This is a genomic window from Ruegeria sp. BHSA163 (assembly GCF_059613365.1).
In genome coordinates this window covers 40,536-55,276 of record NZ_JBXWSJ010000003.1, presented here as the reverse complement: position 1 = coordinate 55,276, position 14,741 = coordinate 40,536, and the positions used below count along the sequence as shown (strand labels likewise).

12 protein-coding genes are annotated in these 14,741 nt (G+C 51.7%); 8 read left to right on the top strand and 4 right to left on the bottom strand.

Features of this window, described 5'->3' with window-relative positions; genetic code table 11:
* Nucleotides 1-11: 11 nt before the first annotated feature.
* Nucleotides 12-1,232: a 3-sulfinopropanoyl-CoA desulfinase gene (gene acdA, locus AC2FNV_RS02655; RefSeq protein ID WP_170604096.1), complete on the bottom strand. Its 1,221-nt coding sequence runs from the start codon at nt 1,230-1,232 to the stop codon at nt 12-14.
* 116 nt (nt 1,233-1,348) lie between these two features.
* Between acdA and AC2FNV_RS02650 the strand changes: the two genes are divergently transcribed.
* Together AC2FNV_RS02650 and AC2FNV_RS02645 are read left to right on the top strand one after the other, a co-directional pair.
* Entirely contained in the window at nt 1,349-2,209 is an 861-nt protein-coding gene (locus tag AC2FNV_RS02650; RefSeq protein ID WP_170610337.1) for a LysR family transcriptional regulator, read from the top strand.
* Between the two features lie 185 nt (nt 2,210-2,394).
* A complete protein-coding gene (locus AC2FNV_RS02645; protein WP_170604100.1) occupies nt 2,395-3,897 on the top strand; it encodes a winged helix-turn-helix domain-containing protein in 1,503 nt (500 codons plus the stop codon).
* Between the two features lie 96 nt (nt 3,898-3,993).
* Here AC2FNV_RS02645 and AC2FNV_RS02640 read toward each other — a convergent pair whose 3' ends face one another.
* The 3 genes from AC2FNV_RS02640 to AC2FNV_RS02630 all read right to left on the bottom strand — a co-directional run bounded on the left by AC2FNV_RS02640 (nt 3,994) and on the right by AC2FNV_RS02630 (nt 7,455).
* On the bottom strand, nt 3,994-4,374 hold the full coding sequence (locus AC2FNV_RS02640) for a group I truncated hemoglobin (RefSeq protein ID WP_170604102.1): 381 nt from the start codon (nt 4,372-4,374) through the stop codon (nt 3,994-3,996).
* A gap of 53 nt (nt 4,375-4,427) precedes the next feature.
* Nucleotides 4,428-5,252 (bottom strand): class I SAM-dependent methyltransferase, encoded by an 825-nt coding sequence (locus AC2FNV_RS02635; protein ID WP_170604104.1) that lies wholly within the window; start codon nt 5,250-5,252, stop codon nt 4,428-4,430.
* 310 nt (nt 5,253-5,562) lie between these two features.
* Nucleotides 5,563-7,455, bottom strand: a complete 1,893-nt coding sequence (locus AC2FNV_RS02630) for an amidohydrolase family protein (RefSeq protein WP_496772315.1) — start codon at nt 7,453-7,455, stop codon at nt 5,563-5,565.
* Between the two features lie 394 nt (nt 7,456-7,849).
* Here AC2FNV_RS02630 and AC2FNV_RS02625 point away from each other — a divergent pair, with 394 nt between their 5' ends.
* The 6 genes from AC2FNV_RS02625 to AC2FNV_RS02600 all read left to right on the top strand — a co-directional run bounded on the left by AC2FNV_RS02625 (nt 7,850) and on the right by AC2FNV_RS02600 (nt 14,727).
* Complete coding sequence (locus AC2FNV_RS02625) at nt 7,850-8,023, top strand: periplasmic nitrate reductase, NapE protein (RefSeq protein ID WP_170476331.1); 174 nt, start codon at nt 7,850-7,852, stop codon at nt 8,021-8,023.
* Between the two features lie 31 nt (nt 8,024-8,054).
* Nucleotides 8,055-9,242 (top strand): pentaheme c-type cytochrome TorC, encoded by a 1,188-nt coding sequence (gene torC, locus AC2FNV_RS02620; protein ID WP_217362359.1) that lies wholly within the window; start codon nt 8,055-8,057, stop codon nt 9,240-9,242.
* 11 nt (nt 9,243-9,253) lie between these two features.
* Nucleotides 9,254-11,719 (top strand): trimethylamine-N-oxide reductase TorA, encoded by a 2,466-nt coding sequence (gene torA, locus AC2FNV_RS02615; RefSeq protein ID WP_170604108.1) that lies wholly within the window; start codon nt 9,254-9,256, stop codon nt 11,717-11,719.
* Nucleotides 11,716-12,297: a molecular chaperone TorD family protein gene (locus tag AC2FNV_RS02610; RefSeq protein WP_170604110.1), complete on the top strand. Its 582-nt coding sequence runs from the start codon at nt 11,716-11,718 to the stop codon at nt 12,295-12,297. Before torA ends, AC2FNV_RS02610 begins: the two co-directional genes overlap by 4 nt.
* Nucleotides 12,298-12,470: 173 nt before the next feature.
* Entirely contained in the window at nt 12,471-14,006 is a 1,536-nt protein-coding gene (locus tag AC2FNV_RS02605; protein WP_170604112.1) for a cryptochrome/photolyase family protein, read from the top strand.
* Between the two features lie 208 nt (nt 14,007-14,214).
* Nucleotides 14,215-14,727, top strand: coding sequence for an aggregation factor core (locus AC2FNV_RS02600; RefSeq protein WP_170604114.1), 513 nt, complete (start codon nt 14,215-14,217; stop codon nt 14,725-14,727).
* Nucleotides 14,728-14,741 lie beyond the last annotated feature (14 nt).

Below are 14,741 nucleotides of genomic sequence, written 5' to 3'. Positions count from 1 at the left end.
CCCGGCACAGTCTATTCAGCGGCCAAATCATTCAAAGCAGTGCTTGAAGTCTGGTATCCGTCGCGGGTCTGCGGGAACTTTTTGCCCAATGCCGAACTGGCAATCTGATTGCGTAAAATCTGCGCGGTCCCGCCACCAATGGTGAACATGCGAACGTCACGGTACATTCGTTCCAATGGTTCCCGGTCGCTGTACCCGCGTGCTCCGAACATTTGAAGCGCATCGTTCACGACCTTTATCGCCATCTCTGAAGCAAAGAGTTTGGCTCTTGCAGCCGTCGCCATTTCAGGGAACTGGCTTCCGTCAACGCCCCCCGAACATGCAGCCTCACGCAATAAGAGCCGCGCGGCATGGATTTGTGTATCCATATCCGCAATCATCCACTGCAACCCCTGGAATTCGGCCAACGGACGCCCAAACTGTTCGCGTTTTAGCAGGTATTTCTTTGCATGCTCGAAAGCTCCTGCCGCGACACCCAAAGCGATCGCTCCTGCGCCCACTCTCTGTGAGTTATAGGCCCGCATGAGGTCAGAAAACCCACGTTCAAGCCCGGACGGCGGATTGATCAGCCAGCGGCTTTGCACCGCGAGATTGTTAAAACGCAGCTCGGCTTCTGGCATGCCGCACAATCCGAGTGTGTTTTCTCGTCCAACTATCTCAAATCCTTTGGGCAATTCTCCGTTGGTGGGATCGGCGTAGACAATAAACCCCCCGATGCCCTTGTCGCAGTTCGCTTCGTCAATCACGCGGGCGAAAACAAGATGCAACTTCGATACACCCCCGCCAGTGATCCAGTGTTTTCCCCCGTTTAAAATGTAGTTGTCTCCAGACTTTCTAGCCGTTGTCTGCATCTCTGTTGCGGCGCTTCCTGCCTCGGGTTCGGTTATGCAAATTGCCGGTTTGTCGCCAGCCAGAACGAGTGGTGCGCAAAAAGACTTTTGCTCCTTATTTCCATAGGCCATGACAGCACTAATTCCACCCATGTTGGATTCAACCACAACACGCGCCGTTAGCGTGCATGCCTTTGCGATTTCTTCGACAACTTCCACAACTTCAAGATAACTTGCCCCCCGACCACCTAATGCCTTGGGAATAGTCATTCCCATGATGCCTGCGTCCACCAATTTTGAGATATTGCTCCAGCAGTAACTGCGGGTCCTGTCCCAATGGGCAGCTTTAGCTGCAAAACCCGGCGCAAGTTCTTTAGCGGCTTTAACAAGTGAGTGAGTCATTGCTTGAATACCTGCTAATAGTTGGGTCACGGAAACGTGATAGAACACCCTTAACAGAGCTTGTTGTTCAAGAAAACAAAGTTAAAGTGTAAGTCTAGTTCAAAGAAACTGAAATAATGCACACACGGTCCCTCAGAAGCCTCGTCAAAGTCTCGCAAGTTGATTCCTTTACCGAGGCCGCCGAACAACTAGGTATGACGTTGTCAGCACTTTCCATGCAGATGAAATCTTTGGAAAATGTGCTGGGCGCCGAATTGTTTGACCGATCAGTACGGCCTCCTCGGTTGACACCAATCGGACGCGCAATCGTCAAAGAAGCCATCCCAATGCTTAGGCACGAGGAAAAGCTAAGCGAAATTTGCCGTCCAAGTGGCGACCTTGCCGGCAATTTTAGATTGGGATTTGTGACAACGGCAGCGGTACGTTTGCTTCCAATGTTCCTCAGATCCGCAAACAAGAAAATGCCACGCGCTGTTTTCGAGTTCGAAACGGGATTGTCAGCCAACTTGGAGCAAAAAGTTCTGTCAGGCCTTTTGGATGCGGCGGTTATCACAGATGCCAATGGGCTTCCCAATCAACTTTCATCTCAGGTTCTGCGACAGGAACCTTTCGTGTTCGCAGCCCATGAAAACCTGCTTGAAAAGGGCTTGAATAATCTTTTGTCCGAGGGCGTATTCTTCCACTTTATGCCAGATACGGGGATTGGAAAGTTAATCGCTCGCGTCATGCTTGATTTTGAACGCCCAGCGCATTCCAAAACAGTCGTACTTGATAATTTGGAGGCGATAATGGAGTGTGTCTCGGCAGGGCTAGGTTTTACAATGCTTCCAGCCCCAGATGTAGAGCGTTACCGCGTGTCGGGAGTAGAAGCGATCGATGCACAAGCATCTCTTCAGCGCGAATTGGTTCTTGTTATGCTTCGTGAAAGTATTCTGGTTCGTCATCGCACCGACCTGGCGACTTTGCTGGGAAGTTAGTGCGATGCTAATCTGATTTTAAACTTCGCCCCGCCGCTCAAAGGTTCCCGTAATCCTAACTTGGCAATTACAAAGACAGTGCGAAACTAAACGCTGGCGTGCGTGTCTCAATGGAAATTTGAGAAAGTGTAAATCTGGGCCGGGTTGGCCTTTGCGAAATATGCTGAAACGGGCAAAGATGAGTTATGAAATATGTCTTTGGTTCATACACTTTGGATGTTCGCCGATTGCAGTTGATGCGGGACGGTGCGGCAGTACCGACCGAGCCGCAAGTATTCGCGCTGTTGCGGCACCTGATAGAAAATCGGGATCGGGTCGTATCCCGAGACGAGATTTTTGACGTAATATGGCGGGATCGAGTTGTATCGGATGCGGCGTTGAGCAGCCGTATTAAGGCAGCGCGCGCAGCCATTGGTGATGATGGTACCCGCCAAGAGTTTTTAAAGACATTACACGGTCGTGGATTTCAGTTTGTAGGGCAGGCAGAGGAACGTTTCGACGGAGCGTCAACCTCGCCAGCATCTGCGCAACCTTCAATAGCGATCCTGCCGACGATGATGGTCTCGCCGACGGACGCTCAACGTGCTTTTGGAGAGGGCCTTGAGGATGACATAAGCGCTGCATTGGGACGAGTTGGCACATTATACGTGGCTCGCCACTCTGGCGGGTCAGACTTAAAGAGCTTGGCCGAAGCACTTGGCGTTCGATATGTACTAGAGCTCAAGTTGCGTTTTTCAGGTGAAGCTTTTCGGCTGAACGCGTCGCTACTCTATGCAGAGCGCATGGAAGAGGTTTGGGCAGACCGCTTCGAAGGGCAACTAGACGATCCTTTCGCAGCCCAAGATCAAGTCGTTTCCGCAGTTTTGGGCCGGCTCGTACCAAACGTGATGATGGTCGAAGTTCAGCGAGCTGCATCCGAGACAAGCGTGACGGATGCTTATCACGAGCTACTGCGCGCGACACCGCTCTGCATGAGGATGGATGCAAAGGACAACCGCCAAGCCGTTGTTCACTTGGAACGCGCACTCATCGCCGATCCTCAACATGCGCTTTCGCACGCAATGCTTGCCTGGTGTCTGGGTCAGCAAGCACTGTCGGAATGGGCGCCTGACAGAGACGCCGCTTTTGCTTCGGCGATGGAACACGGCCAACTTGCCTTGACGCTCGCGCCCAGAGACGCGCTGGTCCTGACATTTGTAGCCAGCGCAGAGGTTGCTGCGGGCGAACATGTCGCGGCGCGACATCATCTGGAAACAGCACTGGACAGGGACCCCAGTCTTGCGTGGGCTTGGGCCATGCTTGGTGCGTTGGAGACCTATTCCGGTCGGCTGTCTAAGGCGATCGCAAACTATGAAAGGGCGCTGCGTCTAAGCCCGCACGACCCAATGCGTTTCAGTTATTATTTTGGGATTGGCGCGGCGCGCTACGGAACCGGCGACTACGAAGGCGCGCTGCCAATGCTGGAACAAGGCTACATTGAAGCTCCGGGGTCTACGTGGGCACCTCGGCTGATAATGGCATGCGCGGCTGAAATGGGAAATACGCAGCGCATGAATGAAGTCGCCAAGGTTGTTCGGAGCCTAAAACCACATGCGACAGCTGAGGAACTTGTCGATTCTGCCCCAATCCGCGACCAAGGCTATCGGGACAGACTTGCCGCTTCCTTTCGCAAGGCGGGTTTCAAGTGACGCCAAACCAATAAAAGAAATTAGTAATCCACACAGCTAACTTAAAACCGTATTGGGCCAAATATGCCCGGTGCCAAGTTCTTTCGTCGCGCCACACTATTTTACAATAATCGATCGTCGCGCCTCTACTGCCGCAAGTGTCAATTTTAAATCTTCCGGCGTGAAACCGGCATCCGTCAGCGTAGCATGAAGGATGCCTGCAATCTCATCAAAATGAGCGTGCGTGACATGCAAATGGGCGTGTGCATAGGCCAAACGCTGGTCGGCAATATTCGCTGGGCCACCTAAGACCGAAGCAAAGAACTTGGTCTGGTGATCAACGAGTTTAGCCAGGTCCACGTCTTCGAAGAAATGGCCGACCACATCACTCTCCAACACGCGGTCGTAGAAGTCGAAAATGACTGCTCGCAACGCGCCCAGACCGCCGTATTTAGCGAACAGCGAAGGAGTTTGAAACGTCCGAATTTGAGCAGTCATAGCCGATACCTTTCTGTTGCCTTCCCAGCCCGGAACGCAAGGCCGTCAATTGTTTATGAGCGGTAAATGACGGCTTCCGCATATTCTGCGGGGACAATCATTGCGTTTGGGTCAACAGAATGTTCACGCGCCACTGCGATCAGATCCGCCGCAAGTTCGGGCGCGCGTTTGCCAACAGCACCAAAGGCTTTGTGAACCGGACCGTAGACCTCGCGCCAATGTTCAACCCAGTACTTTGGTGAGCGCACCCGGAACACAAAGTTGCGTTTTGTAATCTCGATCCGAGCAGCCCCGTCACCAAATAGTTCCTTCAATCGCGCTTCGGTACCCCACTCCAGAGGTGACCGAACCCCGGCTTGCGGCGGGACATGGCGACCGATGGTACGAAAAACGTCTCCAATGAAACTTTCCGGTGTCCAATTAGCCAAACCGATCTTGCCGCCTCTGCGGCATACACGCAGCATCTCTTGGGCGGCGGCCTCTTGGTCGGCGGTGAACATTACGCCGAAAGTCGACATGACAACATCAAACGAACCAGCGTCGAAAGGCAGGTTTTCGGCATCGGCTTCTCGGAAATCAACATCGGCATTCTCAGCTTCGGCGCGCGCAGAACCTGCACGTAATAGACTGGGAACATAGTCGGTGGACACAACGTTGCAGTGTCGCCTTGCCGCGGCCAAAGTGGCGTTGCCATTTCCAGCGGCGACGTCCAAAACTCGTGCATCAGGGCGGAGATCCAACGCTTCGGCCAGATTTTCCCCTACAATCTGAAGGGTTGTACCCACAGCTGCATAATCTCCTGAAGACCAAGTCGCGTGTTGCTTAGCTTTTATAGCGGCAAGATCGAGTGCTGTGGTTTCGACTTCAGCGACGTGCATGTGAGTCTCCCTTCCCAAATCGTTCCTCTCTCAACAAATGCCGTAAGGGCAGGAACAGTGCTTGAAGAGAATCTGGAGAATTTGTGGAGACGCGTGAAGAATAGCTAGAATTTACATAAACTGTCGCCGGAGCACGGCAGACAGCTGAACGTTCTGGTGACAAGGCCCTGGCATCGTGAGTTAGTTTTCTCTGAAAAGTGTCGGCGCAAGCTATACGCAATCACCCGCGGATTCCTATGCGGGGTCAGCGTGGTACGTGGATGCATCAAACCAAGCTAATGCTCATGCCCTATGCTTAAATGACTAGGTCTCAATCCACGTATAAGGGATCAAATCGCTTTGACTGGTCTTCGCCCCAATTCGCCAGAACCGCCTCTGCCCAATCACGTTCTGCCGTGGCGCGATCTTCAAGGACGCCATGGACACGACAAAGGAACAACTGGGAATCGTCTATTGCATTGGCTTGGGCGAACCAGTCCTGAGGGGCAGTTTTGACAGGCGAAAGCTCTGCTATAATTGTTGCTGTCGGCGTTAAAGGCTCAAGGAACGCTTCGTCATCGGTTATATCCTCGATCAAGGTCGGGCGTGCGCCTCCGCTGTCGATGGCAAAGGTGTTCAACCATTGCTCGCGCGAAGCAGGCTCAAAGCGGCCCTGTTCCTCTTGTGGAAAGCGGATTGCCTGACCTGGATAGACATCCTTTTGCACAACGCTGTCTCTTACAACAATTTGTCCGTTTACCAGCACGAACGGAATGCCGGTTGACGGTAAGCCATTGCTTCCATTGCTATATGTCGCTTGTTCTCTAACATTTTCAGGATCAAAGATCGTGATATCCGCAACCATTCCTTCTTGCATCCGGCCGCGGACTTTCATGGCTTGCAATCCGGTGTCGCCGAGAAACTTAGCGTGGTAATAGCTGAGCTGTGCCAGCGTAAAGATAAGCGGAACATCGTTTTCACGCCCCAGTCGCAGAACGGTGGCATGTGTGCCCGCGGACCTTGGGTGACCTGCATAATCTTCGAACGGAGAATCCCACGTCAGAGGCTCGCCTTTGGAATTAAGACTGGGCATTCCATCCCCCGAGACACCAAAACCCGGAATCTTGATCCAGTCCAAAAGCCATTGTTCCCTAGGTGGGCTGAACGCAATCAGCGTTCGCCCCGGCTCATTCGCGGCAAATTCTTCGAATTCCCCACGAGTCACATAGCGGTCAAGTTGAGGGTCAAAAATAGTCTCTTCATATTTGTATCCCATGTTGTCTTCCCAATTCGAGGGAGCAACAATCGAAGCGCCGTAATTTCCCGATCCTGCCGTCCACGGATAATAGCTGGACCATACGTTGTACCCCTTGGCGCGGGCCAACTGCATCTTTTCCTGGTTTTCCCACCATCCATAATCGTTGTCGTGGTGAATATGCAGCGGCGCATCCAGAACCATAGCGTTTACCAAGAGTTTATTTACACCAGTTTGGGTTTCCGTCGGCGTAGAGGCACTTGGGTGAAAACGATGATGCGCAGATGTAAGGCGTCCGTATCTGGCCGCAATCTTCTGGGCTTCTAGCATTTCGTAAGTCGTAATACCTTCTCTGGCATAACCAATTGTGGACCCAACGCCGATTGCACCTTGCCTCAGACCTTCGTCAAGAATCTGCGTAATTTGGTTCATCTGATCCAAAGAACTTTTGGTGACTGACCAGCCGTCAACGCCATCTTCGGCAGCTTTTGCTCGATGCACTGACAATGTCAGCGGCATGGACACATCAGGACCTTCTAGAGCCATTTCGTCATGGATACGCATCCGCGCATATTCTTGGCCAACGACAGTACCAAAATTCGCCTGCGTCGCCCCTTCCCGCTTTGCGTACCACTCGTCGATATTCAACGCCCCAAGCTCAAAATCCATTTGAGTGGTCACACCATCCCGCAGGTTAACCTTTATTCCCCAAGGGTCGAGACCGTGTTGTTCAAGATCGATGAACCCAGGGGCAACGACATGCCCAGTCGCATCAATCGCCTCGTCGCCCTCTATTTGTTGGTCGGTGATCTCAACAATCCATCCTCCTGATATTCCGACGTTGGCGACGGCATCAAAATTCGTTTCAGGGTCCATAACGCGACCATTCAAGATGACGATGTCGTAAGTTTGTGCAATCGGCGCCGTCGCAAAGGCCGAAAATGCTATTGCAAGAAACCCTATTCGCATCAGATGGTCCTCCCTTTGCAGAACGATAACTAGTATTCAAATTCATGCAACTCTGTCGGATTGAACCATGTTTGGTCCAAGAAATATTCACACCGTTTTGCCTTGGCTGTTCTGATGGCAGGGCGCCGCTAGGCTTCGCCAAAGAAGGTTCTTTGGTCGGCTCAGCCCTGACATAATAAAGAACTGTTCTCATGCTGAGCTGTGCCAGAGGGGACCTCAATTCTCTTTGCAAGCTCCAAAGGACGAAACGGAATCTGCTGTCGACGCGATGAAAACACCGCTTTCTGCTCTGCCTCATACGTGCGTCATTCTGCCGCGACTTATCTGTCTTTAGGGTATTCAGATGGTGGTAACATTGGCCTGAGATTACAATCTTAAAGCAGGCGATGTGATTATGTCAGATCAATCCGTCAGCAGATCAAAAGGTACAGCCCGGCGTGAATGGCTGTCCTTCCTATTTATTACGTTGATTTTACTGCCCGGGATTACAGTCCTTGGTGTCGGGGTGTATGGATTTACCGTCTGGCTCCTTCAAATGATCTATGGGCCACCAACCGGATCTCTGTAAAACCCGGAAATGAACCGAGGAGCACGTTAAAATGTCTCTGAAGTCCACGTTATCATCATTCTGGAACACAGTTTCGCGCCCCGCGACGACAATTAGCCTTGGCGTTATCAGTCTCGGGGGGTTCATCACCGGGATCATTTTCTGGGGTGGCTTCAATACCGCTATGGAGTTCACGAACACTGAAGAATTCTGCGTTTCCTGCCACGCAATGCGCGACAACGTATACGTAGAACTTCAATCTACGGTCCACTGGGAAAACCGAACCGGCGTGCGCGCCACCTGCCCGGATTGCCATGTGCCCCACGAATGGACCAACAAGGTCGCAAGAAAAATGCAGGCGTCCAAGGAAGTGTGGGCGGCAGTGTTCGGAACCATTAACACTCGTGAAAAATTCGAAGCCCGCCGCGCGGAACTGGCCAAGCATGAATGGGCGCGTTTAGAAGCCAATAACTCGCTCGAGTGTAGAAATTGCCATGACTACGACAGCATGGACTGGAACGCCATGTCTGCCGAAGCGCGTTTCTATATGGAGTCAGCTGCGGCGCTGGATACAGGCTGTATCGAGTGCCATAAAGGGATAGCTCATCACCTTCCTGACAATGTTGCCGTCGGTAGCCCGGCAATGGCCAAGCTGGAAAACAAGGCAAACTCAGGCAGTTTATCTGTTGGCGAGGACTACTTCGCAATTCGGGATATCCCTGTTTTCGACAGCGCAGACGGTACGGAGCCAGTAGGGAATCTGACCCTTGGCGCCGCCGTCGAAGTGCTGGATGAAAACAATAATCGAATTCAGTTCGCGCTAAAGGCTTGGCGAAAGGACAAGGGTTTTGGCCGGGTGATTTTCGACGAATTCGGGCACAACATCAGAGTTGCAATCCTTTCCAAGGGCACTGCTCAGGACGCCAGCCTTGTCGAGGTATCTGCACCACAAACCGACGAAGCAACCGGGCTGGACTGGGCACCAGTTACCGTTACGCTTTGGTCAGACAAACAGGGATTTGTGGATGAGATCGACGAGCTTTGGAACGTAGCTGAAGAAAGCTACACAGCCAATTGCTCCACCTGTCACGCTCAACCTGACCCTGATCACTTCGGTACCAATTCCTGGCCCGCGCAATTCAATGGCATGGTCGGGTTCACCAACATGGATGAAGCACAAGCCAATCTGGTTTTGACCTACCTGCAGAAACATTCCGCAGACTATAGCGGCTCGCACTGAGGGGGACACCAATGTCAACGCGCCGTGAATTTTTGAAAAGCTCCGGGGCGGCAGGACTGTCCGCAGTTCTGGGCCCAAGCCTCCTTCAGCCGACTACGGCTCGAGCTGAGAAACTGACGTCTGTCGGCAGCTGGAAAACGACAGGCTCGCATTGGGGCGCGATCGAAGCCCTGGTCAAAGGTGGACAGGTGGCGGAAGTGCGACCGCTGGCGGATGACCCGCATCCGACAGATATGATCAACGGAATCAAAGGCCTGATCTATTCCCCTTCCCGCGTGCGTTACCCAATGGCTCGGGCTGAATGGCTCGACAATCGGAAAGATGCCGACCGAACGACAAGAGGCGACAACCGCTTTGTTCGCCTGACGTGGGATGAGGCCCTTGATCTTTTCTTTGAAGAAATGGAGCGTGTGCAGATTTTGCACGGGCCTTCGGGTCTTTATGCCGGGGCTACTGGCTGGCGCCAAACCGGACAGTTCCACTCTTGCATAAATCACATGAACCGCGCTGTCTCAATGTATGGCGGGTACGTCAAAAAAGCAGGCGATTATTCTACCGGTGCAGGTCAGACTATCCTACCTTATGTGCTTGGTTCTACAGAAGTTTACTCACAGGGAACCAGTTGGCCATTGATTCTGGAAAACGCCAAAAACATCATTTTCTGGGCAAACGACCCACTAAAGAATCTGCAAGTTGGATGGACATGTGAAACACATGAGCCTTTTGAATATTTCGATCAATTGAAGGACAAAATAGCCGCTGGTGATATCCGAGCAATAAGCGTCGATCCGGTTCGCACCAAAACGCAAAAACACATCGGGGCTGAACAACTCTATATCAATCCAATGACGGATGTGGCCTTCATGCTAGCGCTCGCACACACGCTGTATTCCGAAGGCCTGCATGACGAAGAGTTCCTTAGTATATACACCCTCGGGTTTGAGCCTTTCATGGCTTATGTTATGGGCGAAGCGGAGGACGGCGTCGAAAAGACACCTGAATGGGCTGCGCCAATTTGCGGTGTTCCAGTTGATACGATCAAAGAATTTGCGCGATTACTTGCGTCAGATCGCACGCAACTCATCTTTGGATGGTCAGTTCAGCGACAACAGCACGGAGAACAGCCATACTGGATGGGTGCGATCATAGCCGCCATGCTGGGTCAGATCGGACTGCCGGGTGGCGGGATCAGCTATTCTCATCACTACAGCGGTATAGGCGTGCCAACTTCGGGTGCCAGTATGCCAGGTGCATTTCCTCTCAACCTGGATATCGGCGTGAATCCTGTGCGCTCGGACGACAATTTTCTGGGCGCCAGTAGCACAATCCCTGTCGCGCGATGGATTGATTGCTTGATGAACCCCGGGGGCACTGTGGAGCACAACGGGCACACGGTCACATACCCTGACATCCGAATGGCTATATTCACCGGCTGCAATCCGTTCCACCATCATCAAGACCACAACAAGATGCGCGTAGCAATCCAAAAGCTGGAAACCATTGTTGCCATTGATTATGCATGGACAGCCACCTGCAGGCACGCTGATTTGGTTTTGCCAGCGTGTACTCAATTCGAACGCAATGATATCGACAGCTACGGATCCTATTCCCGTTCTGGCGTGATTGCGATGAAGAGGTTAGTTGACCCTTTATTCCACTCGAAAACTGATTTTGAGATCTTTTCGCTGTTCTGCCGACGCTTTGGCCGTGAAACGGAATACACGCGTGGGTGGGACGAAATGGAGTGGATCGAAAGCCTTTACGAAACGACCCGCAGTGCCAACGAAGGAAGCTTTGAGATGCCTTCTTTCGAAGAATTTTGGGAAAATGGGATTGTTCGATTTGAAAGAGGCGAACCATGGGTGCGCCATGCAGATTTCCGCGAAGACCCGGAAATCAATGCTCTTGGAACCCCTTCTGGTTTCATCGAAATCTCCAGCCGAACTATTGGCAATTATGGATACGATGACTGTGGAGAACATCCGAAATGGATGGAAAAGCTCGAACGCTCGCACGGTGGGCCAGGGTCCGACAAGTTTCCGCTTTGGTTACAATCTTGCCACCCGGATCAACGTCTTCATTCGCAGATGTGCGAGAGCGATCCTTACCGAGCGACCTACGCCGTGCAAGACAGGGAGCCTGTTTACGTAAATCCTTACGACGCTGCTGAACGAGGGATCGAAAACGGGGATATCGTGCGCGTTTTCAACGATCGCGGCCAATTGTTGGCTGGTGCGGTCCTGAGCGACGATTACCCAAGGGGCGTAATCCGAATTTACGAGGGAGCCTGGTACGGCCCCGTCGACGCAACACCCGGCTCGCTCGACACGTACGGTGACCCCAATACGGTAACTTTAGATGTCGGAGCATCAAAACTGTCGCAAGCAACATCGGCCAACACTTGTATTGTTGAGATAGAGAAATTCGAAGGCGAAGTACCCGCTGTTACAGCCTTTGGCGGACCGAACACTGTATGACTAAGCATTCCCCGGAACTGATACGTTTCTTGTCTACCATGTTTGCCCGTGAACTTGACGAAGCGACCATCTGTGCATGTTTTGACGGGGTTGCGGACGCGTTACTTTCTGAAGTGGCCGGAGCTCACAATCTATTAGATGAAATGAAAACGTGGTCCGATCCCCGGAAAACCAAAAGGGATCTCGCAATCAGTTACGCCAGCTTATTTCTTACCGGTGGCAAAGACTCTGCACCGCTCTATGCGTCGGCGTGGCAAGGAGATGGGGCGCTTATGTCTACCCCCCATTCGAAGATGCAGTCGCTTTTGCAGCAATCCGGCCAAGAAGTTGCTCTCAATTTCTCTGAACCAGCAGATCATCTGGCCATAATCCTGGAATACCTAGCGATGTGTTTGGAACAAAAACCTGACACAATGGATCCAGCTGTATTTGCCTCTGAGTTTATCTTGCCTTGGTACAAAGTGTTTTCTGCCAAGGTTCAAAGTCATCGTTGGGTTGCACCGTTTTACTCGTACCTCGTGACGCTGACTGAGGCTTTTGTGGTGGAATGCGCCGCTGCGCAAACAGCAAAGACATAGGTGCCCTCTGTGCGTGATCGCAAGTTGGCCTTGACCGAAAGAGATTACGCATTGAACGAAATTCCCAATAAGTCTGAAACTGAGACCCGCACCTGTATTCGGACGGCACAATATTTGAAACAAACTGCCCTTGGACGCTCGTTTTTAAGCATAATGAACCTATCCTTCTGAGGATGGAGACGGTCAACAAAATACAGCCAGAGCCAAAACTGATCGTGATTTTGGGCGACCAGCTATCGAAGGATATCGCTGCTCTGCGTGCTGCAGATCAAAAAAGGGACATTGTTTTGTTTGCCGAAGTTATGGCCGAAGCGCGATATGTCCCGCATCACCAGAAAAAGATCGCGTTTGTGCTGTCCGCAATGCGTCACTTTGCCGAAGAGCTTAAGTCTCTGGGTTGGAGTGTTCGATACGTGCGCTTGGATGATCCTGAGAATACAAACAGCTTGGCCGGAGAAATTGCTCGTGCTCAGAACGAACTGAAAATTGCTCGAGCGTTTGTAACCGAGCCCGGAGAATTCAGGTTGTCCCAAGCGTTTACAAACTGTGCTGGATTGGCCGTTCTACCAGATGACCGTTTTCTCGTAAGTCATCAGGAGTTTCGCGATTGGGCAGAGGGACGAAAACAACTGCGGATGGAATATTTCTATCGCGAGATACGTCGCAAAACAGGGTTGTTGATGTCAGGAAACGAACCTGAAGGTGGGCGATGGAACTATGACTCCGACAATCGTAAGCCCGCCATCCCGGATCTGTTCATGCCTCAACCAATGCAGTTTAAGCCAGACCAAACAACCAGGGACGTTTTGCAGCTGGTCGACGACAACTTTGGCGAAAACTTTGGATCCCTTCACCCCTTTTGGTTTGCCGTCACGCGGAATGACGCAAAAATGGCATTGGAGCATTTTGTCAATGTCGCCCTGCCCCAGTTTGGCGACTATCAGGATGCAATGTTGTCCAACGAGCCGTTTCTATATCATTCTGTTCTGGCGCAATACTTGAACACAGGGCTGCTGTCTCCGATGGAGATTTGTCGCCGGGTTGAGCGAGCGTATTACGAAGGTAATGCCCCATTGAACGCGGCAGAAGGGTTCATCCGGCAGATAATCGGGTGGCGAGAATTTGTTCGTGGCATCTATTGGCTGCGAATGCCGGGCTATACGCAAGAGAATTATTTTAACGCCAAACGCCCTCTGCCAACCTTTTACTGGACAGGCGAAACTGACATGGCGTGCATGGCCGCTGCGATTGCGCAGACGCGCGACGAAGCTTACGCCCATCACATCCAAAGACTGATGGTTACAGGCAATTTCGCCTTGCTGGCGGGAATAGATCCGGCCGAAGTACATGAATGGTATCTGGCCGTTTACGCGGACGCCTACGAATGGGTAGAGGCGCCCAACGTGATCGGCATGAGCCAGTTTGCTGACGGCGGGCTTCTTGGGTCAAAGCCCTACGCGGCAAGCGGGAATTACATAAACAAAATGTCGGATTATTGCGCTACGTGCCGGTATGATGTGAAAGAGAAAACCGGCGAAAACGCATGCCCATTCAACCCGCTATTTTGGGATTTTCTGCAGCGCAATTCGGATAATCTGCGAGACAACCCACGTCTGGGAAATGTTTACAGAACTTGGGATCGAATGTCGGAAGCAAAACAAAGCGAATATTTGGAAAGTGCAAAAAAGGTGTTGGAAAGCATTAACTAAACTCCATTAGTATCTAAAAAATAATAATTTTTTCGCCTTCGCCATCCACTCCACGTCGCTGGATTGGATCGTTGTTTCAATATCAGGGTTTAAAGGCATACTTAGCAGCATGATTAAGTGATTTCCGTGTCGTCTCATCAATACTGATCCTGAAACACGTCTTGGCCGTAACTCAAATACAAATCTATAAAATTACAGGATGAAAGTAATGGGCTCATTATTAATATCCCGGACGGCTTTTTTAGCTGTCTTTGCTCTTGCTGCAACCGCAGCTTCGGCTGATTTGCAAGTGAGTTTTTTAGAAGGTGCCCCAAAGGACCGCTTCAACATCAAAAACACGGGTAATTGCAATATCACAGAGTCGACCCTGCGGCTTAATCTCGGAACGTCGAAAGGGGCGCTAATTTTTGACGTTACGTCCAGCGGCGCAGGCGTAGAAGTTTCTCAGCCCTTCGAACTAGTGGAGGGAAGCGCCATCTTAAACGGCGAACCAAAAGTGACAGATGGCATGTCAGGGATCGATTTGGTCATAGGTAATATGCCTCCGGGAGCATTGGTTTCCTTTACGATCGACGTTGATGATACATTGGGAGGTCGGGAAATCACTGTCACCGGCGCCGAGATCGAAGGCGCAACAATATCATTCACCAGCAATGATCAAATCGCCGCGGGTGTCTTTTCATCGCAGTCCAAGGCCGAAATTGCGATAAAAGACTGCTGATGGCGGGAGTGGCT